Raw genomic sequence first — 26,011 nt, forward strand, 5'->3', positions numbered from 1 at the left:
ACCCGCACAGGCCCGCCGCATGTCTTCCCTGCCGACCGACTATCCCTGGTTCCTGCCTGCCGATCGCGAACTGGGGCGTCTGATTCGCGAGCAGGACTGGACACACACCTCGCTGGGCCCGCTGGATAGCTGGCCCGATGCCTTGTGCCACACCCTGGCGTCGATGCTCCGCACCGAAGCCCCCATGGCGCTGTTCCACGGCACCGAAGGCGTGCTGTTCTACAACGATGCCTACCGTTCCATCGCAGGGCTGCGACATCCCTCCGTGCTGGGCCAGCCCGTCACCATCGGCTGGCCGGAGGTGGCGCCGTTCAACCGGCGTGTGCTCGACACGGTGCTGGCGGGTGGCACGCTCTCCTATCGCGACCAGCACGTGGTGCTCAACCGCACCGGCGAGCCCGAGGACGTCTGGCTGCACCTGGATTACAGTCCTATCGTTGGTGCCGATGGCGTCATTGCCTGCGTACTCGTACAGATCAAGGAAACCACCCATCGGGTAGAGGTGGAGCAACGCCTGCGTATCGCCCAGCAGGCCGGCGGTGTAGGCACCTTCGAGTGGTTTCCCGAAACCGGGCGCCTGGAAGTGTCCGACGAGTACCGGCAGATCTGGGGACTGCCCGAGCATGGACCCGTCACCGACACCATGCTCTACATGCTCCTGCACCCCGATGATCGCACCGTGGCCGCCATGCATCGCCTGGAGCAAGGCAATCCGCTCGACTACATCGAATACCGCCGCGTCGATCCCGTCACCGGCGAGATCCGCTGGATTGCAAGACGGGGCGAGGTAGTGCGCCATGAGGGTCGGGCACGCCGCCGCTATATCGGCATCGCCATGGATATCACCGAACGCAAGCGGGCCGAGGCCGAGCTGGCCGATCTCGCCGCCACCTTGCAGGAGCGCGTGGCCCAGCGCAGCGCCGAACTGCTGCGCACGCAGGATGCCCTGCGCCAGAGCCAGAAGATGGAAGCCATTGGCAATCTCACCGGCGGCGTGGCGCACGATTTCAATAATCTGCTGCAGGTCATCAGCGGCAATCTGCAATTGCTTGCCGACGACGTAGGTGACAACGAGCGTGCCGCCCGTCGTGTATCCAATGCGCTGGCAGGCGTGGCACGCGGCTCCAAGCTGGCCTCGCAGTTGCTGGCCTTCGGCCGGCGGCAACCGCTCGCGCCGAAAGTGGTGAACATCGGCCGCTTCATCCGTGACATGGACGACCTGCTCCGGCGCACGCTGGGCGAGGCCATCGAGATCGAGACCATCATCGCCGGCGGCCTGTGGAACACGCTTATCGACCCCGGCAACATCGAGAACGCGTTGCTCAACCTCGCCATCAACGCACGCGATGCGATGGACGGCCAGGGACGCCTGACTATCGAGGCTGGCAATGCCTATCTTGATGCCAACTATGTCGATGCACTCGACGACGTGAACGCAGGACAGTACGTGCTGCTGGCCGTCACCGACACAGGACACGGCATCGAGGCAGGCATTGTCGACAAGGTATTCGATCCCTTCTTCACGACCAAGCCGGAAGGCCGGGGCACCGGCCTTGGGCTTTCGATGGTCTACGGCTTCGTGAAACAGTCCGGCGGCCATATCCGCATCTATAGCGAGCCGGGCCACGGCACGACAGTGAAGCTCTATATGCCGCGCACGACCCAGTCGGAAGATGTGATCGTCGACATCGATGCGGGTCCGGTGACCGGCGGCAACGAAACCATCCTGGTGGCCGAAGACGACGATGCCGTACGCGATACGGTCGTCGCCATGCTCGTCGACCTGGGTTATCGCGTACTGAAATCGCGTGATGCATCCAGCGCGTTGTCCATCGTGGACAGCGGCATTCCCATCGATCTGCTGTTCACCGATGTCGTGATGCCTGGCCCACTCAAGAGCACCGAGCTGGCCCGCAAGGCCTGCGAGCGACTTCCCGGTATGGCCGTGATTTTCACGTCAGGCTATACGGAAAACTCGATCGTGCATGGCGGACGCCTCGACGAAGGCGTGGAATTGCTGAGCAAGCCCTATACACGTGAAACCCTCGCCAGGAAACTTCGCCAGGTATTTGTCGCACAAGCCCAGCGCAACGCGGCACGGCCCGCCCACACGTTCACCATGATCCATTCGCCGCCAAGGGTGCGCATCCTTGTCGTGGAAGACGACTGGCTGGTGCGCACGACGGTGGTCGAAATGCTGCAGCTACGTGGGCACGATGTGTGCGAGGCCGGCGATGCCGCCCATGCCATTGACCTGCTTGCCAGTCAGGGCATCGACCTGCTGATCGCCGATGTCGGTCTTCCCGGCATGTCGGGCATCGAGCTTGCGGCCCGTGCGAGGGATATCCAGCCGGAACTGGCCGTCATCTTCGCCACAGGGCATGCGCATGCCGCCGGTGCCACGGCAGATGCGCGCACCGTGATCCTCGGTAAGCCTTATGGTTCGGATGGCCTTGCCGGTGCCATCGCCCGCCTTTTCCCATCCCGGCCGGCAGCCTGAGAAGCCTCGTGCCTTCACCTCAGTGAAGGTCTTGGCGCCCAACGACGTAATCGTTTACATGTAACGTCATTTACGTGCCCACTGCACGGATCGATGCCGGTATCCTAGCCCGCTTCCGGCCACGGCCGACGCTTTGCAGAACGCACCGACATGACTCGTGACTCCCGCATCGAAGACCTCATCACCCGCATGACCGTGGAGGAAAAGGTCGGCCAGCTCGGCATCTTCGCCGATGCCGTGCGCCCCTTCGCCCCGGACATCAACCCCGAGGTCAACGCGCGTGGCGCGGCCGAAGTGCTGGAGCAGATCCGTGCAGGCACGGTCGGCGCACTGTTCAATGGCGTGGGTGCCACGGAAGGACGCGAAGCCCAGCGCGTCGCCATCGAGGAGAGCCGCCTGGGGATTCCCCTGCTTTTCGGCTCCGATGTCATCCACGGCATGCGCACGGTGTTTCCTATTCCGCTGGGCGAAGCCGCCAGCTTCGAACCGGATCTTGCCGAGCGCACGGCGCGCGTCACCGCCGTCGAGGCCACGGCTGCCGGCGTACACTGGACATTCGCTCCGGCCGTGGATATTTCGCGCGACCAGCGCTGGGGACGTGTCGCGGAAGGCTCCGGCGAGGATGTCGTGCTGGGTTCGGCCTTTGCTGCTGCGCGTGTACGTGGCTTCCAGGGCACGGACCTGACGGCCCCGGATTCGCTGCTCGCCACGCCCAAGCACTTTGCCGCCTATGGTGCGGTTGCCGGCGGCATGGAATACAACACCGTGGACATCGCACCGCAAACCCTGCGTGACGTGCACCTGCCGCCGTTCAAGGCGGCGCTCGATGCCGGCGCCATCACCATCATGAGCGCGTTCAACGACATCAACGGCGTACCCGCCTCGGCCAATCGCGAGCTGATGACGGGCGTTCTTCGTGACGAGTGGGGCTTCGGCGGGTTTGTGGTGTCCGACTACACCGCGGACATGGAACTGATCGCGCATGGCTATGCCGCCGACGAGCGAGACGCCGCGCGCCTCGCTTTTCTTGCTGGCGTCGACATGAGCATGCAGAGCGGATACTACGCAGAGCACCTGGCCGATCTTGTTGCGAGCGGTGATGTTCCGATGGACGTACTCGACGAAGGCGTGCGGCGCGTATTGCGGGTGAAGGAAACCATCGGCCTGTTCGATAATCCGTATCGTTCGCTTGACCCCGATGTGGAAGCCGATACCTCGAAGCTCGCTGGGCACGACGCCCTGGCGCGCGATGCGTCCCGTCGTTCCATCGTGATGCTGAAGAACGATGGCGTGCTTCCCCTGCGCAAGTCCGGTACGCGGATCGCGCTGATCGGCCCGTTCGCCGAAGACCGCGACCACATCGAAGGATGCTGGACGCTCTTCGGCGACAAGACGCGTTATGTCGACATCGCCAGCGGCATCCGCGATGCACTTCAGGGCAGTGAACTGGACATCGTGGCCGGCAGCGGCATCGAGGAAGCCATCGATGGCGGCATCGAAGCCGCCGTCGCCGCCGCCCGGCGCGCCGACGTGGTGCTGCTGGCCATCGGCGAGCCGCAGAACTATTCCGGTGAAGCCCAGTCCCGCACGCAGATCGTGGTGCCCGCTGCCCAACAGGCGCTCGCCGAAGCCGTAGCCGCCACCGGTACGCCCGTGGTCGTGCTGCTGAAGAACGGTCGCGCCCTCGCCCTGTCGGGGGCGGTTCGCGATGCGAACGCCATCCTCGTCACCTGGTTCCTCGGCACCCAGGCAGGTCACGCTATCGGTGACGTTGTTTTCGGTGACTACAACCCGTCCGCCCGCCTGCCCGTCAGCTTCCCGCAGGACTCGGGCCAGCAGCCCTTCTTCTACAACCATGCGCGCACGGGCCGTCCCGAACTGACAGACCAGCCGTCGGCCTTCAAGGCACGTTATCGCGAAGCCACCTTCGAGGCGCTGTATCCCTTCGGGCACGGCCTCAGCTACACGCGCTTCAGCTATACACCGCCATCGGTAAAGACCACGGCAGCCTGGGACGACACCATCGTCATCACCGCCACGGTCACCAATACCGGCGAGGTCACCGGCGAGGAAGTGGTGCAGCTGTATATCCACGATCGTGTCGCCAGCCGCGTGAGGCCCGTGCGTGAGTTGAAGGCCTTCCGCAAGATCCTCCTTGCACCGGGCGCATCGGAAGAGCTGTCGTTCGAACTGACCCGCCGCGACCTGGCTTTCACCCACGTCGACGGACGCACCTTCGAGGCGGAACCCGGATTGTTCGACGTGTGGATCAGTGGTTCGTCCACCACGGGTGACATGGCGTCGTTCACGCTGACGAAACCCTGATACGACATGGTCTAAGCTTCGTCCTGTCCCCTGACGGAGCCACACCATGCACGATCTGGAAGGCAAGGTTGCCCTTGTCACCGGCGCGGCCAGCGGTATCGGTCGCGCTATTGCCGAAGCCTATGCAAAAGCCGGCGCACGCGTCGTCATCGCCGACATCGACCACGACAAGGCCAGCGAAGCCGCACGCGCGATAGGAAACGGTGCCATGGGCATCGCCATGGATGTCACCGACGAAGAACAGGTCGACGACGGTTTCGCGCGCACGCAACGTGAGCTTGGGCCGGTGGACATCCTGGCCAGCAATGCCGGCGTGCAGATCGTCGCCCCCCTGGTGGATTTCCATTTCGCCGACTGGAAGCGCATGCTGGCCATCCATCTTGATGGCGCCTTCCTTACCTCACGTGCGGCGATGCGGCAGATGAAGAAAAAAGGCCACGGTGGAGCGATCATCCTCATGGGTTCGGCCCACTCCCATGTCGCCTCGAAACTGAAGGCGCCCTACGTCACCGCCAAGCACGGCCTGCTGGGGCTGGCACGCACCATCGCAAAGGAGGGAGCCACGGATGGCATCCGCGCGAATGTGCTGTGCCCCGGCTTCGTGCGGACGCCGCTGGTGGACAAGCAGATCCCTGAGCAGGCCAGGGAGCTGGGTATCGACGAGGATGCCGTGATTCGCGATGTCATGCTTCGTGACACGGTGGATGGCGAATTCACCACCCTCGCTGATATCGCCGATACGGCGCTGTTTCTTGCCAGTTTCCGCTCGAACGCGCTTACAGGCCAATCGATCGTGGTAAGCCATGGCTGGTACATGCAGTAGATATCGCCCACATGGCAGGCAGCTCCTGGTACCAGCCGACCGGGGCTGCCTCCTGTAGAAGACACGCTTTGCCCTCCGTAGCCTGATGGGCCGCTAACGGAAAGAAGGATGGCCATGAAGGCCCCTTCGTCAGGAGGATGAAGCTTGTCACGACGACACCCCGCGAAACCCGCATACCTCTTCGCCCTGATGGGTGCCCTGGCATCGCCCTCGATGGCTACGCCCAGCGTGGCATGGGAACGCTGCCCTGCCAGCTATTTCTTTCACCCTGGTGAAGGCAGCGATGCCCGCTTGCAATGCGCCGAGCTGGACGTTCCCCTGAGCTATCGCAACGACGACGGCCAGACTACCCGGGTGAAGGTCATGCGCGTGCATGGCGGTCCGGATGTGCAGATCAAGCCCGCCATCTCGGTGAACCTCGGCGGTCCGGGATCGGACAACCGCCAGGCATTCGCAAACCTGGCAAGCGTCTGGCTATCTATCCCCGCACATGACGTCGAGCTGGGATCCTTTCGCCGCATCATGGATACCTATGACCTGACTTTCGTGCTTCCACGCGGCCTGGATCCCGATCGTCCCATGCAGTGCGATGCGCTGGACACCAGGGCCTGGGAGTCCTTCCTCGAACAGCCTGTCGACCTTCGCTGGAATGCCCTTGTCCGCGAGGCGAGTCGTTTCGCAATGGCTTGTGGCCGACAGGCCATGAACGCCCAGGTTGACACGGATACGCATGCACGCGATATCGATCGCCTGCGTTCTGCCATGGCGCTGGATCGCATTCACCTGTTCGGCCAGTCGTACGGAAGCTGGGTGGCGCTCTGGTATGCCTCGCTCTTCCCACACCAGGTAGGCAGGACGGTCCTGGACGGTGCCATGGATATCGGACGCCGTCTCGACAAGGCCGTCATCGACGATCTGGAAGAAAAGGATCGCCTGCTGGTGGTCTCCGCCTTGCAACCCATGGCAGATTCCCCGGCGACCTACGGTCTTGGCGACAATATGGTAGCCATCGCGGGCAAGTTGTTGCGCATGGATCGCTCGCTCCGGGTAGGTTTTGCATCCCTGTTCTACGGGGCACCGAGCGTTCTTGCCGCGATCCGCGTTGCCGAATGGGTCGATCGCTTTGACGCCACCCAAGTCTCCCGCCTGGTGGAGACCTATCGCTTCAGTCCCTCCGCCGAGGTCGACCGCCGTGCACGGAGCAGCGCCCGCGCATACCTCGAACGCATGGGGGTCGCCGCCCTGCATAGCGCACAGCCCTTCGATGCGGCCGAAGGCATGGACATTGCGGTGAACTACGCTGTGCATTGCAATGACACACCATGGGACCGTTCGCTGGACAACTGGAAGCGCTTCGCCACCCATAGCCTGGACTGGACGGTCAGCGCGCGTACCGTCGACATGCTGGTGCCGCTTATCTGTGCGCTATGGCCGCGCCAGGACATACCTGCACCGCCCATCGACAACATCGCGAAGCTGTCGTCACTGCTTATCGTCAACAGCGAGTAAGACCGCGTCACGCCGTGGGCGTCGGTACAGCGTCTGCTCGACCGCTACCCGCGTGCCCGTGCGGTGAAGCTCCGCGGCTCGGCCATGCACGGCCTGGTAGGACTGAGGGAGGCGCCATGCGTAGAGCATGACGTTGGCCGTTACCTGCTCGATGACCGCCTGCCTCCACTGCGCACGACCGAGTGCGAGCTGGAGACGGACAACCGCACGACGACCATGCCTGCCGTCGGTCGTGATGAACTGCGCTGAGGAAAGGACATGTCACATACCCGCCTGCGACTCATGGCCGTTGCCCTCGCCTTCGCTTTCAGCGGCAACACGCAAGCAACGCAACTCCTCTGGGGCCCGTGCCCCTGGTCGTCACCGTCGGATACTTCACGCGTGACGTGCAGCCGCCTGAGGGTGCCTGTCGACCACGATGTACCCACGGGCCCGGCCATGGACATCGGGATCATGCGCATCCCTGCCATGCGTTCCGATGTACGTGAAGGAGCGATCTTCTTTCACTTCGGTGGTCCCGGCCTGCATCCCCGTGATTTCCTGCCTTCGATGATCGCGCGCTGGGAAACCTACGACGCCGCCGATCCACTGCATGGCGACAAGCGACGGATCGCTGAACGCTACGATGCCATCGCCGTCATCCCGCGAGGCCTGCCAGGTGGCACCCGTGTCAGTTGCGAGGCACTGGCGCAGGATGAACCGCGGCGACCATCGCGTCCGCCGGATGATGCCCAATGGCAGGAGATGCTCGGCTACACGCGGGCCGTGGTCGATGCATGCCAGAACGAACCCCTGGCACCCTTTATCGACACGTATCAACACATAGGCGATACGGAAGCTGTACGCGTGGCGCTCGGAGAGCCTTACGTCAACTACTTCGGAACCTCCTACGGCACCCGGGTTGCGATGGCCTACGCTTCACGGTATCCCGGATCGGTCCGCCGACTCCTGCTGGATTCCTCGATCGATCCCACCGTGAGCGTCGCAACGCTTCTGGACCAGGGCGTGGAAGAGCGTGACCGCATCGTGTCGCGGCAGGCCATCGGGCTGGCAGCGAATGATCCTTCACGCTGGCAGCTTGGCGCGGATCGAGAGGCGATACGCCTGCGCGTGAAGCAGATGCCGGGCGACCTGCGGGGTAACGTCGTGCCATGGCTGGACGGACCGGAAACACTGGCTGCCGCCCTCACGCTCTCGGACTGGATGGCCGGCACGGCCCATGCAGCTGCCGATGATCTCAGGAAGCGCGTGGCGGAATACCGGTTTCACGTTGACGACGACACCCATCAGTTGATCCGCTCACGTGCCGAATGGCTGGTGGAAATGCATGCCGGCGAACGGCCTGATATCGATGCGGACGAGCTTTCGGCGTTGTCCGTCAACCTCATGACCCTCTGCAACGACGAGCGCTGGACTACATCCACCGATGAGATCCGTGACATGACGTCCATGCTGGCCCGGCGACACATCACGTGGGACGGGCGCGAAGCGGCCCAGAAGCTCGTTTGTGCCCACTGGCCGCATCGCCTCCAGCGTCCGGCAGCATCCGTGCCGGTCATGCCGCCCCGACCCTTTCTCATGATTCAGGCCGAGTACGATGCCTACACGCCATTGCGGGGCGCTGCCCGCATGGCCGACCGGATGGAAGGTGCCCACCTCGTGGTCGGTCGCGGCCTGCAAGGCCATTACCTTTTCGACCGTACCGATACACCGTGCATCGAACAGGCAGCCGGCCGCTATCTGCTCAGTGGCGAGCTGCCAACGCTGAAACATACGTCGTGCCCGGGCCAATCGCGAAAGACATCACCGTAGAAGCCGCCGACATCCGCGGCCGACATGCATTTCCTTCAGACATGGAATTGACCTGCCTACGCTGAGCGTAGGCAAGATCCCACAGGCTTGCGTCCTTCTACTGGCTAGTCTGGCCACCCTCCGCCGAAAAGATCGCGGGCGGCCATGTCGCGTCAAAAGGAGTTCGTCATGAGGAATGCGCTGCTGCTCCTGCTTACCCTTCTCATCACCTCCGGTGCCTGCGCATCCGTCACCACTCCTGCGAGCGGTGACGGCTTTGTGCCGGTCACCTGTGATCGCGCCATCGCCAGTTCGCCCCTGATGGCCTCTCGCATCACATGCCATGTCTTGTCCGTCCCGCTCGATCACACCAATCCCTCGAATCCAGCGCGCATCCGGCTTGCCGTTTACAGGATCGCAGCACGCCTTCCTCAGTCGCGCATAGGAACACTTCTGGTACAGCCTGATGGCTTCAACCAGGACCCCCTGGCATCTCTCACGAAAGTTGCGGAGCAGAGGTTTCAACGCCCGGGACCATCGGAACCCGAATCACTGTTGACGCTGGCCGATCATTTCGACCTCGTGACCCTTCAACCGCGAGGCACGGGTGACACGCAACTCCGGTGCACGCAGATGTCGGCAGGCGCTGCCAGTCGCTACCTGCTCGATCCGTCTGATGACGCGGCATGGCATCAGTGGGTGGCAGAAGCTCGCGCTTTTGCCATGTCATGTGGCCCCAATGCAGCGTTCCTTGGGACCACGCAGGCCGTCAATGATATCGATGCACTGCGTACCATGCTCGGCGAGCCGTCCCTTTATTTTTATGCACAGGGGCGTGGGGCTTGGATAACGACCTGGTATGCCGCCGCACATCCCGACACGACAGCACGAATGCTGCTCGATGGTGCGATATCGTTTCATCTGCGCCGCTTTCCCTGGCAGACCAACGTCCATCAGGTGTACCGTGAGCGCATGCTGCGCGAAAGCCTTGTGCGTCCCGCCATCGACCTTGCTACTGGCGACGTCCCGGAGCAGACGACCACCAGCATCATGCAGCGCCTCCGGCACATGCCACTTGTATTTCGGCGCGCCTGGCACGACCGGTTGAATCAACCCACCGATATCATGGCTGCGCTTGCCGTGGCGGACCGATGGCCCCTCCTTCTTTCCGGCGAGCGTATCCGGGAAATGAATCGTCACCGCTTTCATCCAGACCCAGCGCTCAATGCAAGGATTCGCCATGCTGCCGGCGATCTCCTTGAAGCCATGCCCGCCGACCACGCCGCATGGGATCGCCAGGGGATCGATGGCGCGACACTTGCGACGCTATGCAACGATTCACCTCACCAGACGGATGTTGATGCATTGCGTGCCGACGAATCCTTTCATCGTGATGTCTTCTCGTTACCCGATACGGATGCCATCGTGCATGGAGTGGCGTGTCATGCATGGCCCTTCGGATCATCGAATCGTCCGCTTCCGCAGACAAGCTCAAAGGCTCCATCCATCATGATGATTCACGCCGGTGTCGATCATATGGCGCCACCGGGCGGAGTAGAAGGTGTGGCACACGATTACCCCAATGCCTATCTTGTAGTTGAGTCGTCATTGGCAGCTCGCCCTGTGTTCGGACACCCCGCAAGCCAGTGTGCAACGCGCATGGCTCTCGATTACCTCATGACAGGCCGGTTGCCCGCCACCCATATCACCCGCTGTTAGCCGGACGTCTCCGCACGAGGGCCTGACGATGCCCGTCCATTCCATGGAGAGGGATGGCATATCGTCCGGATGCCGCGCGTTCGCGGTCACCCGGCATCCGTTTCCCGACCGCGATCACAAGGAAGATATCGCATGCAAGGACTTGCTCTACGTACGTTACCCCTTCTTCTCATGGGGTGTTTTTCTGCACATGCCTCACATTCCGCCACCATCGCATGGCGAACCTGCGATGGCATCGTCGATCATCAGGACATCGAAGCGCTGGGCCCGCGATTGAAATGCGGGAAGCTTGAGGTACCGTTCGACCATGCCCGCCCCGGCGATAGTCGCACCCTCGCACTGGATGTCGTTCTTGCCACGGCAGGCGCACCTTCTGCTACGCAGCGCACACTGCTTCTCGAAGGCAGTGAAAAGCACGCGAACCTCCCGGCCAGGGCGGTACAAGCATGGGATGCTGCCATGTCCGGCGCCAGCAACGGGGCACTGGGCGACCTCGCAGATGCCTTCGACATCGTGGCGCTGGCCAATCGCCATGACATCTGGAAGCCTTCCGCCGGTTGCGCCACGCTTGATCTCGCGGCACTTGAACGTGTTTCGACCGATCCGGAAGACAACCAGGCATGGGATTATTTCAAAGACTATGCGGGCCGATGTGCGGATGAAGCGCAGCACCTTGGCACGTCGCAGCGTGCGGCCGACGTTGAGTGGCTTCGCCGGGCGCTGGGTATCGACAAGCTGGATATTCTCGCCGGTGGCCACGGCGCCGGGCTCGTGACCTCCTACGCAACGCAATATCCGCAGTCCACAGGTCGCGTGCTCATCGACAACGGTATCAACCTGGACCACGGCTGGGACCGCTACTTCGTCGGATCCGCCGAATCGCTGGAGCGTGAACGCCATCGGCAGGCCTATGTGCCCGCCGCCATGGAACCCCGCCGCTGGGAGCTGGGTGACTCGGCCCAGGAAGTACGGGATAACGTCTTCGGCCGGGTTCCTATGCTCTTTCGTACGCGCTGGGCAGGGCTTCTGTGGGAACCGGCCGATCTTCGCGCTGCCGTGGAGGTCGCACGTCTCTATCTCAACGCCGACGATGTAGCGCGCAAGGACATGCTCTCACAGGTGGAGCATCATCGATTCATGATCGATGATGCCGATGACGCTCGTGTGCGTCGCACGGCACGAGCCATGGTCGCCGCATTTCCGGAGCAAGGCATCTGGCGTCTGGGCACATTCCGTGCGTCGTTCCTTCCGGCGCTATGCAACGATCTTTCGCTCCGGCGCGATGAAGAGGGCGTGCGCCAGTGGCTGCGTAGTGCCCAGGACCAATGGCTTCACTGGGATCAGCGGATGATTGCCGCGATGGTCGTGTGCAGCCAGTGGAAGGAAAGCAGCCAGCCGAAAGCCACCCTCGATGCACTGTCGAAACTGCCACCTTTCGTATGGCTGCATTACGGCGAGCACCGGACCTACCCCCTTGCGGCGGTACAGCCCTATCTGGACGAGCTGCCCAATGTTAGGCAGGTGGTGATCGGCGGCCCGCAGGCGGTGGTGAACGGCAGGCCGAACCTGTATGCGCTCGGCCCGGCCCAGCCGTGTGCGGGCCAGATCGGTGCGCATTATCTTCTCACGGGCGAAACCCCATCCCAGAGTGTTACCGCCTGCCCGGCGCAAGGCACACCATAAACAAAAAAAGGAGGCGCTTTCGCGCCTCCTTTTTATTTACCCACCGACGCGATCAGATCGCGTAGTACATCTGAAACTCAAGCGGGTGGGTGCTGGCACGGTAACGGGTGACTTCCTGCATCTTCAGCGCGATGTAGCCGTCGATGAAGTCGTCGGTGAACACGCCACCGGCCTTCAGGAACTCACGGTCCTTGTCGAGGGCGACCAGCGCCTCGTCGAGGCTCGCGCAGACTTGCGGGATGTTCTTCTCTTCTTCCGGCGGCAGGTCGTAGAGATCCTTGTCAGCCGGCGCACCCGGGTCGATCTTGTTCAGGATGCCGTCGAGGCCGGCCATCATCAGCACGGCGAAGGTGAGGTAACCCGACTGCATCGGATCCGGAAAGCGGATTTCGATGCGGCGGCCCTTGGGGCTCGACACGTACGGAATACGGCACGAGGCCGAGCGGTTGCGGGCCGAATAGGCGAGCATCACCGGCGCTTCGTAACCCGGCACCAGGCGCTTGTAGCTGTTGGTGGTGGAGTTGGCGAACGCGTTGATGGCCTTGGCATGCTTGAAGATGCCACCGATGTACCACAGCGCCGTCTGCGACAGGCCGCCGTAGAGGTCGCCCGCGAAGAGGTTCTCGCCGTTCTTCGACAGCGACTGGTGCACGTGCATGCCCGAGCCGTTGTCGCCGACGATCGGCTTCGGCATGAAGGTGACCGTCTTGCCCTGCTGGTGGGCGACGTTCTTGATGACGTACTTCATGGTCATCAGTTCGTCGGCCTTCTTCACCAGGGTGTTGAAGCGGGTGCCGATCTCGCACTGGCCGGCGTTGGCCACTTCGTGGTGGTGCACTTCGACCACCTGGCCCAGCGACTCCAGCACCTTGCACATGTCGGCGCGCAGGTCGCCCAGACTGTCGACCGGGCTGACCGGGAAATAGCCGCCCTTCACGCCCGGACGATGGCCCGTGTTCGTGCCGTCGTACTTGTAGCGCGACGACCAGGCGGCCTCTTCGGAGTTGATCTCGTAGAACACGCGGCCCATGTCGTTCTGCCAGCGGATCGAGTCGAAGATGAAGAACTCGGGCTCCGGACCGAAGAAGGCGGTGTCGGCGATGCCGGTGGACTTCAGGTACGACTCGGCGCGCTTGGCGATGGAGCGCGGGTCGCGGCCGTAGGCCTGCATGGTGCTCGGTTCCAGCACGTCGCAATGCAGGATCAGCTGCTTGTGGGCGCTGAACGGATCCAGATGCGCCGTTTCCGGGTCGGGCATCAGCACCATGTCGGATTCGTTGATGCCCTTCCAGCCGGCGATCGACGAGCCGTCGAACATCTTGCCGTCTTCAAAGGTGCCTTCATCGATGGCATGGGCCGGGAAGGTCACATGGTGGTGCTTGCCGAGCATATCGGCGAAGCGCAGGTCGACGAACTCGATGTTCTCGTCCTGGATCAGGTTCAGCACTTTGGAAGCGGCGGACATACAAACCTCGGATAGGTATGGGGCGGAATGCGTAAAGCAATCGCTATGCCAGCGGCGGTGCCTGCGACGGACCGGCCTGGATCAAGCTGGGGCATCATAGAACGGGTATGCTACGGCTGCATGATTGCACCAATATGGTGCTTTATGGGCTGCCGTGCACCATTCCGGATGCAGCCAGCCGTGCAGAATTGCCCTTCATCACTCACGCAATGGCATCGTGGCGATGTGGATGGATGCGGCATGACCCCGAAGCCCCTTTCGTTTACCCTGCCCGGTCTATCGTGACCCCATGCATGGATGGATGCGGACACTCACGGTCCCCCACCACCTCGGCAGACAGATAGATCATGAGCAAACCCGAAGACGACAAGCCCGATGCCGGGCGTCGCCGCCTCCTTGGCGGCATGGCCACCACGGGCGCGCTGATCGCGCTGGGTGGCGGCAGCGATGTCATCGCCGCCGGCAAGGCTGTTGCGGCCACGCCCACCCCGACCGAACTCGATGCCTTGCTGGACAAGCACATCCAGAACGTGGTCGTGATCTATGCGGAAAATCGCAGCTTCAACAATCTGTTCGGCAATTTCCCGGGCGTAAAGGAGCCCCTGTCGGCCGTGCCGAAGGAACGCTACGTGCAGCGCGATCGCGACGGCAAACCCTTCGCGAAGCTGCCGCCGATCTGGGGCGGCATGGTGCCGGAGTCGCAGACGGTCAACCACCGCGTCTACAAGGTCGCGGAAAAGGACCTCACCGACCTGCCGAACGCCCCCTGGGCCCTGCGCATGCCCGACGGCGAGCCCCTGCCCCACGGCGTGGTCACCCGCGACCTGGTCCATGCCTTCTACAACAACCAGTTGCAGATCAACGGCGGCAAGAACGATGGCTTCGTGGCCTGGGGTGACAACGGCGCGCTGACCATGGGGCACTACGATGAAGCACCCGTGCACCTGCGCCTGTGGCGCCTGGCCGAGCAGTTCACGCTCTGCGACAACTTCTTCATGGGCGCCTTCGGCGGTTCGTTTCTCAACCACCAGTACCTCGTGGCCGCCCAGCCGCCGTTCTACCCGAACGCCGACAAGAGCCCGGCCCAGTTCGGCATCGCGGTGACGCAGAGCGGCTCGGCCACTGATTACCGCCTGAAGATGGCGGACGACTCCCCGGCCAGCGCCATGCAGGGCAAGCCGAAGTTCGCCCATCACAACCAGCTCACCCCGGACTTCTACGCGGTGAACACCATGGGTCCGCCGTATTCGCCGGGCTTCAACGTAGACCACAAGAACCCGGCGCTCGCCGACGCCAGCAGCCCGAACACCCTGGTGCCGCAGACGCACAAGCACATCGGCGACATGCTTTCGGCGAAGAACATCGACTGGGCCTGGTACGGCGGTGCCTTCCAGGCCGCACTGGATGGCAAGGGCGACAGCGAGAACGGCACCTTCCCTTCCACGCCCAACTTCCAGGCGCACCACCAGCCGCTCAACTATTTCGTGAGCCTCGCCCCGGGAACCGACGCACGCAAGAAGCACCTGCTGGACGGCGGCCTGGGCGAAACGGCGAAGACCAACCGTTTCCTCGCCGATGCAAAAGCCGGCAAGCTGCCGCCGGTAGCCTTCTACAAGCCGCAGGGCGATCTGAACATGCACGCCGGCTATTCCGACGTGGAAGCCGGTGACCGCCATATCGGCGCCATCATCCACGAGCTGCGCCAGAGCAAGCAGTGGAAGAACATGCTGGTGGTCATCACCTTTGACGAGAACGGCGGCTGGTGGGATCACGTGGCACCCCCCAAGGGCGACCGCTGGGGACCGGGCACACGCATTCCCGCGCTGGTGGTGTCGCCGTTCGCGAAGAAGGGCCATGTCGAGCACACCATCTACGACACCGGCTCCATCGCGCGCTTCATCACGCGCCGGTTCAAGCTGGAAAAACTGCCGGGCCTGAAGATGCGCGAAGACGCCATGACGGCCGCTGGTGGCCCGCCCCCCGGCGACCTGACCGAAACCCTCCAGTTCACCTGATCGTAACCATGTAGGAGCGTGCCTCGCGCGCGACCGGCCCGGAGCCATGCAGTCATCGCTTCCGAACGGTCGCGCGCAAGGCGCGCTCCTACAGTTCGCTTCGTAGCCATCGCATCCGCGATCCGGCGGCAGCCGGCCTGGATACAAAGGCTCAATGTGCCGGCGTGCCACCCGAAGCAAACGGCGGCTTCGCAAACCAGATCGCGATCATCGCCAGGCCGAACATCAGGCCGAAGAGCCAGAACACATCGTTTACCGCCAGCGTCGCGGCCTGCATGTCCACGATGCGATTAAGCGCCGCGTTGGCCGTGGGGCCCTGCACGCCGAAGGTCTGGAAACGGTCGAGGTATTCCATCGTTGTACGATCGCCCGAGCCGATGTGTTCCGCCAGCGTCGCATGGTGATACGTGGTGCGATGCGAGTACATCGTCGTACTGACCGCCGTGGCGATACTCCCTGCCAGCGTGCGGAAGAAGTTCGACAGACCCGATGCACTGGCCACCTGCTCATCAGGGATGCCAGACAGGATGATCTGGTTCACCGGCACGAAGAACAGTGCCACGCCCGCACCCATCATCAAGCGCGGCAGCGCCAGCTCCGCATAAGGCGCCGTCGTATTCAACGTCGCCATCCAGAATGAAGCACCGGCAAAGATCGCAAAACCCAGCGTATTCAGCAGGCGCAGGTCGAACTTGTTCTGGAACGCGCCGACCAGTGGCGACATGAAGATGGCAAGTATGCCGATGGGTGCCACGACGAAACCGGCCCAGGTGGCGGTATAGCCCATCACCTCCTGCACCCACATGGGCATCACCACGGTGCCGCCGAAGAACGCGAACATGCCCAGCGACAGGCACAGCACGCCGATGAAGAAGTTGCGCTTGCCCAGCAGGCGCAGCTCCACCACGGGGTTCTTGTGCATCAGTTCCCATGCCACCAGGAAGGTCAGGCACACCAGCGCCACGATCGCCAGCACCGTAATGGTCTTTGAGGTGAACCAGTCATCATCGTTGCCGTTGTCCAGCATGAACTGCAGGCAGCCCACGCCAACCGCCAGAAGGAAGAGGCCAATGGCGTCCACCGGCATCTTCACCACCTTCGATTCCCGGCCGCGCAGCAGGGTGATGGTGATGATCAGGGCGAACAGGCCCACGGGAATATTGATGAAGAAGATCCACGACCAGTGATAGTTGTCGGTGATCCAGCCACCCAGAATCGGGCCGAAGACGGGAGCCACCACGACCGTCATCGCCCATAGCGCCAGCGCGATGGGGCGCTTGGCCGGCGGATAGTTGTTAAGCAGCAGGGTCTGCGACAACGGCACCATTGGCCCCGACACGGCACCCTGCAACAGGCGGAACACGATGAGCATCGGCATGCTCTGCGCCAGGCCACACAGCGCCGAAAAGACCACGAACAGCAGCACAGAGACGCTGAACGTCCGCACCTCGCCGAAACGCTTCGCCACCCATCCGGTCAGCGGCTGCATGACCGCACTGGCCATGGAATAGGCACTGATCGCCATCGTGCCTTCGTTGCTGCTGACGCCGAGATTGCCCGCGATGGTGCGCACGGAGACGTTCACGATGGAGATATCGAGCACCTCCATGAACGTCGCCAGTGCGACGCCCGCCGTGAGCAAGGCCAGTTGGCCGCCTCGCAGCGGCGCCAGTGAAGTGCTGCCGCCTGCCATGGCTTAGCTGCGCTTCGCCGGCACGGGCGCGGGCACCTGCACGGTGTTCGCGCGGATGATCTCCAGTGCGTGCTGATCGGCCTCGCCCATTTCCTGCTCGTAGACGTTGGTGGTCATCAGCGGCTTGCTGCGTGGTGTCTCGGACAGCACGCGACCATCGCGATCATGCGTATCGACGGTCACATCCGCGGACAGGCCCACGCGCAACGGATGCTTGCGAAGGTCTTCCGCGTCCAGCGACACGCGTACCGGCAGGCGCTGCACGACCTTGATCCAGTTGCCCGTGGCATTTTCGGCCGGCAGCAGCGAGAACGCGCTACCCGTGCCCGCATTCAAGCCGATGACCTTGCCGTGGTATTCCACGCCTGAGTACATATCGGTAGTGACTTTCACCGGCTGGCCGATACGGATGTGCTGGAGCTGGGTTTCCTTGAAGTTGGCATCGACCCACAGATCGGACAACGGCACGATCGTGAGCAGGTCCTGCCCCGGCTGTATGCGCTGGCCTACCTGTACCTGACGACGGGCTGCGTACCCCTCGATGGGCGAGACGATGGCGTTGCGGCCGTTGTTGACCCAGGCGTTACGGAACTGGGCCCGGGCCTGGACCACCGCGGGGAAATTCTCCACGGTGGTGCCATCCACCTGCGCGTGGGCCGCTGCGGCCTCGCGTTCGGCGGCCTGCAAGGCAGCCTGTGCCTGCTGCATCTGTCGTTTGCCCGTGTCGACTTCCTCGGCCGATACCGCACGACGCTCCAGCAGCGGATGGCGACGGTTGTACTCATCGCGCGCCTGTTCGTACTGGGCACGTCGCTGCGGAATGGCCGCATCGGCCTGGTTGGCCTGCTGCATCTTCGCCTGTGCCTCGCGCACGGCCTGCGCCAGCTGGCCTTCGGCATTCATGAGCGACACGCGTGCATCCACCGGATCGAGGCGGATCAGCACCTGCCCGGCATGGACGCGATCGGTTTCCTCCGCAGCCACCTCGACGACGGTGCCCGCCACACGGGACGAGACCGTCACCATGTCGCCCTTGATGTAGGCATCGTCGGTGGTTTCGCGCAGGGAGAATACGAAGAGGTAGAGCAACAGCCAGGTAATGCCCGCCAGGATGAAGACGGCGGCGATGATCGAAAGAATCAGGATCTTCTTCCGCTTCGCCTTCGGATCATCTTCTTTCTTCTTGTTCTCGTCTTTTTCCTTGTCGCCATCCTTGCCCTTGTCTTTGTCACCGCCAGCGGCGTGATCCTTGTCGTCCGCCTTGCTGCGGTCATCGGCATGCCTGTCGTCGCCCTTTTCCTCCGGCGACGATTCATCACCGTACTTGTGCAGGTACTTGTAGCGATACTTGTAGGGCAGCGGTTCGCTCGCGCCTTCGTCGCGGGGATCGTCGTTTTCGGGAGTCATCGCGTGGATTCCTTGCCGGCGGCGGTGGCCGGTAGATCGGGCAGGTCGTCGGCGTGGTAGCCGCCACCCAGCGCATGAATGAGTGAGAGGTTCGCGGAAATCATCTGGCCGGTGAGCTGCAGGCGGGCATCGCGTTGCTGGTCGACCTGCATGTCGGCATTGAGCCAGTTGCGGTCGTCGATCAGTCCCTTCGAGCGACGGTCACCCGCCTTGCGCTGCTGTGCCTGCGCGGCATCGAACTGGCGGTCCTGCTGCTGCTTCTGGGCATCGAGCATGCGCAGCCGCGCCACACCCTGGGCGATATCGCCGGCGGCCTGCACCACGGCACCGTCGTATTGCGCCACCGCTGTATCGAGCTGCGCCTGGGCGCTCTCGAACTGCGCTTTCAGCCGGCCTCCGCTGAAAATGGGCAACTGCACCGATGGACCGATGTTGCCGAGGGTCAGGTCCGTGCGAGTACCGGAGCCGAGGTTCGGATAGGTGCGCAGGAATGCACCCAGGGCCATCAGGCTCACGTCCGGGTAATAGGCCTTGCGTGCCTGGTCGATCTGCCGCGACGAGGCCTCGATCTGCCAGCGCGCGGCAGCAATGTCAGGACGACGGGCGAGCAGGCCCAGGCGTGCGTCGGGCGGCAGTTCGGTATCGGGCGTGGGCAACGGCACGGACGACAACGTACCCAGTGCCGTCGGCGACACCCCGGCCAGCGCGGCGAGCTGGGCCAGGTCCAGCGCCGACGCGCCCTCCAGTTGCGCCACGGCGCCGCGCTGCTGCGCCAGCTGGCCATCGGCCTGGTCGAGCGTGGTCGGATCGTCCAGCCCGCCGTGCACGCGAAGCTCGACCAGTTCCCGGTATTGCGCGGCGCTGTCCGCTGCATGCTTCGCCACCGCAAGGCGCGCCTGCTGTGCCTGCCAGTCGAAATACGTGTTCACGACGTTGTATTGCAGGGATGCGGCGGCCGACGCCCGCTCGGCCTCGGCCGCCCGGGCCTGGCCCACGGCGGCGGCCACGGCATCCTTCTGCTTGCCCCACAGGTCGATGTCCCAGGTGGCCAGCGCGCCAGCCACGCCGCTGTTGCTCCAGCTATGTCCTGGGCTCAACTGGAAGCCCTGTGCATTGCCGGTGGCACCGGGCGCCTCGCCACGCAGCGTGACGTCGCTGTAGCCATGCGAGCCGCCCAGCAGCCCGCGCACCTGCGGATTCAGCTCGGCGCGGGCCGAATCCACGGCACGCGATGCCGCGCGGTAACGGGCCTCGGCCTGCTCCAGGTTGGGCGAGCCGCGCATGGCGAGATCGACGATCCGGTCCAGTTGGGCATCGCCATAGCGATGCCACCAGTCGGGCTCGGGCCAGCCGGCCTTGCCCGTCGGCAGGCCGGCCAGGGGCACCTCGTCACGCGGGACGAAGCTGGGTGGCCGGACCGGCGGCGCGCAGGCGCCGAGGGTCAGGGTCGCCGCCAGGATGGCGACGCGTATCCGGAAAGTGGGAGGCGCCATGGGCAGGTCCGTATGCGAATTCTTGCGAATGGACGACCGCCGGGGTCGTCCATGCGTCGGGCGAAAGTAACAGTGCCCCGCGTGGGCACGATGTGACGGTGCAGGCCGCTCAGCGGCTAAGCTATGGCGCCGCCCCAACGAGAAAGCGAGTCACGTGAACGACCTCATCAGCGCCATCCTGCTCGGCATCGTCGAGGGAATCACCGAATTCCTGCCCGTCTCCAGCACGGGTCACCTGCTGATCGCCGAACGCTGGCTCGGTGCACGCTCCGACCTGTTCAACGTGGCCATCCAGGCCGGCGCGATCCTCGCCGTCACCTTCATCTACTGGCGCACGCTGTGGAGCTTCGTGCTGAACTGGCGGCGCCCGGAAACCCGCGCCTACATCGCGAAGCTCGCCGTGGCCTTTCTCATCACCGCGGTGCTCGGCCTTATCGTGACCAAGCTGGGCTTCAAGCTGCCCGAGAACATCACGCCGATCGCATGGGCGCTCATCATCGGTGGCATCTGGATGATCGTGGCCGAACGCCTCGCCGCGAAGCAGCCCGATCGCACGACGGTAACCTGGAAGGTAGCGATCCTCGTCGGCTTCGCACAGATCGTTGCCGGCGTGTTCCCGGGTACGTCGCGCTCGGCGGCCACCATCTTCGTCGCCATGCTGGCCGGCACGAGCAATCGCGCCGCCGCCACGGAATTCGCCTTCCTCGTCGGCATCCCAACGATGTACGCCGCTACGGGCTACGAGCTGCTGAAGACCTTCCACAATGGCGGAGCCGCCGGTGAGGACTGGACCGGCCTGGCCGTGGCCTTCGTCGTCTCGACCATCGTCGCCTTCGCGGCCGTGAAGTGGCTGCTCGGCTACATCCGCTCGCATCGCTTCACGGCCTTCGCGGTGTATCGCATCGCCCTGGGTGCTGCGCTGCTGTTGTTCCTGCCCTCGGGCGTGTGAGCGCAAAGCTCGCGCACCGGAATGCCTATGCACGGTGCGCGACCAACGACAGGTCGGTGTCGTCCGGCAACGCTGGGCCAGCAATGGCTCACTGCGGCGGATGACACGCACATCAAGGATTTCATGACAGCGTTGTCGCCCCTTGGCCGGTCGCGTCCCTCCATGCACCTATAGGCCACGCAACGCCCATGTCCTACGTTCGGACGCACCATCGGATACGCCACATCGCGTACCGATGGTTCCAGCAACGAACAAGGACATTTCATGCAGGAACGCAAACCCCGCTCCACACGTCATCCGCTGGCCATGGGCATCCTGGCTGCCTGTCTTTTCCATGCAGGCGATACGCTGGCCTCCACGACCGATCTCGACTGGGATACCTGCGAGCGCTCCAATCCGTATATCGGCGAGGAACATCCGGGCACCAGCGTGCTGTGCGCCAGTCTCCGCGTGCCCCTGGACTACCGCAACCCCACCGGGAAGACGACCGAGGTGCAGGTCATGCGCGTACGTCATGGCCACATCGACACGCCACGCAAGGCCATCTTCTTCAACTTCGGTGGCCCCGGCCACGACCCGCGTGAAACGCTTGAGCGAACCGCCGTGAACTGGGTCGATGTCGCGCCGGATGACGAAGTGTTCGGCGAATTCAACAAGGTCGCCGGGCAGTTCGATCTCATCACGCTCGTGCCCCGCGGCATGAACCCCGATAACCGCCTGGAGTGCGACTACGATCGCGAACTCCCCCTGCATGAGCTGTATGAAAACCGTGACAGCAACCGTGCATGGCGTGGACTCCTGGAGCTGACACGAAACTATGCGAGGAACTGTGGCCCCGCCTCGCAAGCACTGGGTGTGGACACCGATACCTATGTGAAAGACATCGAATCCCTTCGCATGGCCAGCGGTTACGACAAATTATCGTTCTACGGAGCATCTTATGGTTCGCTGACCGCGCTCTGGTACGGCGCCAGCTATCCGGACCGGGTAAGCCACATGGTGCTGGACGGTGTCATGGACGTCACCAGGACGTGGAACGACATCGTCAAGACGGACCTCGCGCGCCGCGACCAGGCCCTCATCGACGCAGCGGTGCAGCCTGCCGCCAACGATGCTCAGGCCTACGGGCTGGGGATGCAGGCCGGCAGCGTGCTGGTGAAGCTCATGCGCATGCCGCTGTCGCTGCGGGTGGCGTGGCAGGCCGACATCGAAACGCCCGAAGACGTGCTGGCTGCCGTCACGCTGTCGAACTGGCTGACGAACGGGATGACGCTACGCCAGGTGCGCGCAGCCCTCGACACCCACGACTTCAGCAAGGACACGCAGGTCAACCATGCCACCATCGTGGCAGCTGCGCATCTGTACGCGGCTATTCCGCGTCCGCCCATGCTTCACCGCACGGGCAACGACGAATCCGATATCTCTACCGGCACCAACCTTGCCGTGCAATGCAACGATGCTCCCTGGGAACGGAACGTCGATACCTGGCGGCGGTTCCTGCTCAACAGTATCGGCTGGTCGTTCAGTCTGGGCGAAGGCGATATCGTGACCTCGCTGGTGTGCGCCCAATGGCCACGCACGCAGAATCGTTTCCCTGATGTCCGCAAGCTGGCGAAACTGCCTCCGGCACTCATCCTCAACGGCGAATACGACCGCACCACGACCTGGGAGGGTGCCCGTGCCACCATGGCACTGATGCCCCGAGCACGGGCCGTGCTCGCACGCGACACCAGCGATCATGGCCTGCTCGGCAAGAGCCTCTCGCCGTGTATCGAACGAACCGCCGCCCGTTACCTGCTGACCGGCGCACTGCCGGCCAGCGCCGTCACCAAGTGCCACTACGAGCCCATGCCCGACAAACGCTGAACGCCTTCCCATCGACGTTGCTGACCTGGCTTCCTTGCCGGAGGACTACACAAGCGTCCTCCGGCACCTCTATCCGATGGCGGGCGCCAACCCTAGTGTCATGGGTTTGAATGGACAAGGACGCCCCTCATGGATCGCATCGTGCCTTCCGTTTTTCGCCACGCCTGGCTGCCGCTGCTTGCTCTGGCGGCCAGCCAGGACGCTGGCGCCACACCTGTCGCCTGGACCCCTTCGGCCACGCCGGGCGTTGACTGCACCAGCCTCTCCGTTCCACTCGATTATCACGGCGATACAGCGGAAACCCGCCAGATCGAGGTCTGTCGGATGCGTCCGGCGGAACCGGCACACCGACGTGGCGTCATGCTGCTGGTTCCAGGGGAGAGCGACCTGACACCTGCCCAGGCGCTTAGCCAGCAGGTCGAGCGTTGGAGGCAGAGCACGCTCGACGACTGGAAGGCGCTGGCACGCACCTTCGATGTGGTCACCGTCGCCCCTCGCGGACTGACACCCGGTGCCGACAATGCCTGCCTGTCGGCAGCCGACGAGGGCGGCCTCGCTACCTACCGCCGCTTCGGCATCGATACCTCAGCGGCCAATCTTGATGCGGCGGCCAATCGTGCCGTCCTGCTGGCCTTCACGTGTTCCGGTGACTCCATGGCCCCCTACGCAGGCATCCGCCAGCGCCTGGGCGACATCGAGAGTCTGCGCAGCCGGCTGGGTGAAGACTTCGGCGCCATCTACGCCACGGGGCAAGGCGCCTGGGTCGTCGCCCGGTATCTCGCCGTCCATCCTGGCGCCATGTCTCCCGTGGTCCTGGACAGCCCCGTGGATTTCACCGCCACCCGCTGGGGGGCCACACTATCGGGCCTGATGGCGCGCGGCGCGCTCTACCGGAATGCATTATCTCTCGTCGATGCATCCATCGATGCGACGGCGGGATTTGCACGACTTCCCGCCTGGTTCCGCGTACTGGTGGACGACCATATCGCCGAACCCCGCGTCCTGAAGAACGCACTGGAGGTCGGCCGCTGCATGGCATCGGCATCGCCCGAGCTGCGGCCCTACTGTGCAAAAGGCTACGGCCCAGTGGGGGCGGACTTCCTTCCGGACGCCACCTTCCGCCTGATTGCGTCGGACTCACCTTCCGACCAGGAGAACCTGTCCGGTAGCGGGCGCAAACCCACCTCGCAGGCCCATACGCGTGACGTCATCGCTCGCGCATGCGTGGATGACGATTCCTATCGCGCTCCCCTTGGCCTATGGAAGCAACGCATCGTCGGGCTGGATCGTGAGGCACCGCTGGCGCAATACGGCGAAGGCTTCGTCGGCATGGTCTGCTCGCACTGGCTGCGCAACGTGGCGCCGACGCCGGTACATCCGGATGCCGGCAATACGCCGGTGCTGGCATTGCGCAAGGAAGGCGATACCGCGGCGATGCATACCGATATCGTCAAGGCGATGGCATCGACACGCCATGGCACGCTGGTCATGAGCAAGGACCCCGTCATGCATGACGCCTGTGCGGCGCACCTTGCCCGGGCGTTCCTCATCGACGGGCATCGCCCGGCGACGCCCCTCGTGAACTGCGCCGCCGAGTGACCTGACCGCCGGCGGTCAGGCGACCTTCGCCACCGCCGGCATCGCCATCTTCTGCATCTTCATGAGTTCGGCCTGCTGCTGTTCCACGATCTTGCACTGCGGTTCGCTTGTGCGCTGGAACAACTCGCTGGTCCACTCGATAAAGGCCTGCACGCGCGCCGAAAGGTGGCGCTTCTGCGGGTAGACGATCCACAGGTTGGAGCCAGTGGAAATCGTGTCAGTCATGATAATTTCCAGCATGCCCTTCTCCAGTGCGCATGCGGCAAGGCAATGCGGCGCCTGGATGATGCCCAGGCCCGCGATGGCGGCCTGGATCACCGACTCGCCGTCATTGATCAGCATGTGTGCGTCCACGTCCACCGAGACGCGGCCGCCCGGAGTGTCGAACTGCCACTGCGACGGCTTGCCCGTGCTGGGGTGCACGAAGTTCACCGTCTTGTGCTGGCGCAACTCCTCGATGGTCGAGGGCGTGCCGTGACGGCCGAGGTAGCCTGGCGAGGCGCACAGCACGTTGCTGAAGTGGCCGATCTTGCGTGCGATGAGGCTCGAATCGGCCAGTTCGCCCATGCGGATGGCGCAGTCGAAGCCTTCCTCGTTCAGGTCGAACGGGAAATCGCACATGGTCATTTCGAGGCGGATATCGGGGAAACGGCGCTCGAATTCCGCGAGATTCGGGATGAGCGCGGCACGCCCCACGGCCGATGACGCGGCCACCTTCAGCTTGCCCGCCGGCTTGGTCCTGGCGTAGCCCAGGGCCTCCGTGGCCTCGGTGAGATCTGCAAGTATCTCCTTGCATCGTGCGTAGAACGCGGAGCCATCGTCGGTCAACCGCAGCGAACGTGTCGAGCGGAAGAAAAGGCGCGCCCCGAGGTTTTCTTCCAGGCGGGAAATAGCCCGGCTCACCCCCGAGGGGGTCATCTCCAGATGCTGCGCCGCGGCGGAAAAACTCTTCGCCTCGACCACCCGGACAAACACGCTGATAGCGGAAAAGTCTTCCATCGCCGACTCCCCAAAGGATGCATTCGTGACTGGCCGTCACAGGCGAGGTGATTGTAGACCCATTTTTCGCTTGACGGGCAAGACCTAGATTTCGCCACCTGAAGCGGACCGCCTTGACCTCAACTTAAGTTGAGGCTCGATCATGCGGCACCGCAACGCCATTCCGATCAGCTCC

At 63.6% G+C, this 26,011-nt stretch carries 16 protein-coding genes and 1 pseudogene; 12 read left to right on the plus strand and 5 right to left on the minus strand.

Annotated features, from left to right (window positions below; genetic code table 11):
- Positions 1–19 precede the first annotated feature (19 nt).
- From HBF25_RS00345 to HBF25_RS00380, 8 genes and pseudogenes are all read left to right on the plus strand, one after another.
- Positions 20–2,500: a hybrid sensor histidine kinase/response regulator gene (locus HBF25_RS00345; RefSeq protein ID WP_166945481.1), complete on the plus strand. Its 2,481-nt coding sequence runs from the start codon at positions 20–22 to the stop codon at positions 2,498–2,500.
- Between the two features lie 150 nt (positions 2,501–2,650).
- Positions 2,651–4,825 carry a glycoside hydrolase family 3 N-terminal domain-containing protein gene (locus HBF25_RS00350; protein ID WP_166945483.1) on the plus strand — a complete coding sequence of 725 codons (2,175 nt, stop codon included), beginning with the start codon at positions 2,651–2,653 and terminating at the stop codon, positions 4,823–4,825.
- 46 nt (positions 4,826–4,871) lie between these two features.
- Positions 4,872–5,648, plus strand: a complete 777-nt coding sequence (locus HBF25_RS00355) for a 3-hydroxybutyrate dehydrogenase (RefSeq protein WP_166945484.1) — start codon at positions 4,872–4,874, stop codon at positions 5,646–5,648.
- A gap of 144 nt (positions 5,649–5,792) precedes the next feature.
- Complete coding sequence (locus tag HBF25_RS00360) at positions 5,793–7,157, plus strand: alpha/beta fold hydrolase (RefSeq protein ID WP_166945486.1); 1,365 nt, start codon at positions 5,793–5,795, stop codon at positions 7,155–7,157.
- 12 nt (positions 7,158–7,169) lie between these two features.
- Positions 7,170–7,406, plus strand: a pseudogene (locus HBF25_RS00365) (hypothetical protein); the annotation flags it as partial.
- A gap of 9 nt (positions 7,407–7,415) precedes the next feature.
- The gene (locus HBF25_RS00370) at positions 7,416–8,969 is read left to right on the plus strand and encodes an alpha/beta hydrolase (protein WP_166945490.1); all 1,554 of its coding nucleotides are present in this window, start codon (positions 7,416–7,418) and stop codon (positions 8,967–8,969) included.
- A gap of 168 nt (positions 8,970–9,137) precedes the next feature.
- Positions 9,138–10,667 carry an alpha/beta hydrolase gene (locus HBF25_RS00375; protein ID WP_166945492.1) on the plus strand — a complete coding sequence of 510 codons (1,530 nt, stop codon included), beginning with the start codon at positions 9,138–9,140 and terminating at the stop codon, positions 10,665–10,667.
- A gap of 132 nt (positions 10,668–10,799) precedes the next feature.
- Positions 10,800–12,350 (plus strand): alpha/beta hydrolase, encoded by a 1,551-nt coding sequence (locus HBF25_RS00380; RefSeq protein ID WP_166945494.1) that lies wholly within the window; start codon positions 10,800–10,802, stop codon positions 12,348–12,350.
- Between the two features lie 52 nt (positions 12,351–12,402).
- Here the strand turns inward: HBF25_RS00380 and glnA are convergent, their stop codons facing one another.
- On the minus strand, positions 12,403–13,815 hold the full coding sequence (gene glnA, locus HBF25_RS00385; protein ID WP_166945496.1) for a type I glutamate--ammonia ligase: 1,413 nt from the start codon (positions 13,813–13,815) through the stop codon (positions 12,403–12,405).
- A gap of 347 nt (positions 13,816–14,162) precedes the next feature.
- Between glnA and acpA the strand changes: the two genes are divergently transcribed.
- A complete protein-coding gene (acpA, locus tag HBF25_RS00390) occupies positions 14,163–15,830 on the plus strand; it encodes an acid phosphatase (RefSeq protein ID WP_166945498.1) in 1,668 nt (555 codons plus the stop codon).
- A 151-nt stretch (positions 15,831–15,981) separates the two neighbouring features.
- Here the strand turns inward: acpA and HBF25_RS00395 are convergent, their stop codons facing one another.
- Genes HBF25_RS00395 through HBF25_RS00405 form a run of 3 tightly spaced genes read right to left on the minus strand, consistent with a single transcriptional unit; the run spans position 15,982 to position 20,423 of the window.
- Positions 15,982–17,523, minus strand: coding sequence for a DHA2 family efflux MFS transporter permease subunit (locus tag HBF25_RS00395; RefSeq protein ID WP_166945500.1), 1,542 nt, complete (start codon positions 17,521–17,523; stop codon positions 15,982–15,984).
- 3 nt (positions 17,524–17,526) lie between these two features.
- Positions 17,527–18,930 (minus strand): HlyD/EmrA/EmrK family protein, encoded by a 1,404-nt coding sequence (locus tag HBF25_RS00400; protein WP_166945502.1) that lies wholly within the window; start codon positions 18,928–18,930, stop codon positions 17,527–17,529.
- Positions 18,927–20,423 carry an efflux transporter outer membrane subunit gene (locus HBF25_RS00405; RefSeq protein WP_166945504.1) on the minus strand — a complete coding sequence of 499 codons (1,497 nt, stop codon included), beginning with the start codon at positions 20,421–20,423 and terminating at the stop codon, positions 18,927–18,929. Before HBF25_RS00405 ends, HBF25_RS00400 begins: the two co-directional genes overlap by 4 nt.
- Positions 20,424–20,577: 154 nt before the next feature.
- Here HBF25_RS00405 and HBF25_RS00410 point away from each other — a divergent pair, with 154 nt between their 5' ends.
- The 3 genes from HBF25_RS00410 (at position 20,578) to HBF25_RS00420 (ending at position 24,837) form a co-directional block, all read left to right on the plus strand.
- Positions 20,578–21,372: an undecaprenyl-diphosphate phosphatase gene (locus HBF25_RS00410; RefSeq protein WP_166945506.1), complete on the plus strand. Its 795-nt coding sequence runs from the start codon at positions 20,578–20,580 to the stop codon at positions 21,370–21,372.
- Between the two features lie 264 nt (positions 21,373–21,636).
- Positions 21,637–23,238 carry an alpha/beta fold hydrolase gene (locus HBF25_RS00415; protein WP_166945508.1) on the plus strand — a complete coding sequence of 534 codons (1,602 nt, stop codon included), beginning with the start codon at positions 21,637–21,639 and terminating at the stop codon, positions 23,236–23,238.
- Between the two features lie 129 nt (positions 23,239–23,367).
- Entirely contained in the window at positions 23,368–24,837 is a 1,470-nt protein-coding gene (locus HBF25_RS00420; RefSeq protein ID WP_166945510.1) for an alpha/beta hydrolase, read from the plus strand.
- A gap of 15 nt (positions 24,838–24,852) precedes the next feature.
- On the opposite strand, the gene HBF25_RS00425 is transcribed toward HBF25_RS00420, so the two are convergent.
- Entirely contained in the window at positions 24,853–25,836 is a 984-nt protein-coding gene (locus tag HBF25_RS00425; RefSeq protein ID WP_166945512.1) for a LysR family transcriptional regulator, read from the minus strand.
- Between the last annotated feature and the right edge of the window lie 175 nt (positions 25,837–26,011).

This window comes from Luteibacter anthropi, from assembly GCF_011759365.1.
In the GTDB taxonomy this organism is placed as follows: Bacteria; Pseudomonadota; Gammaproteobacteria; order Xanthomonadales; family Rhodanobacteraceae; genus Luteibacter; species Luteibacter anthropi.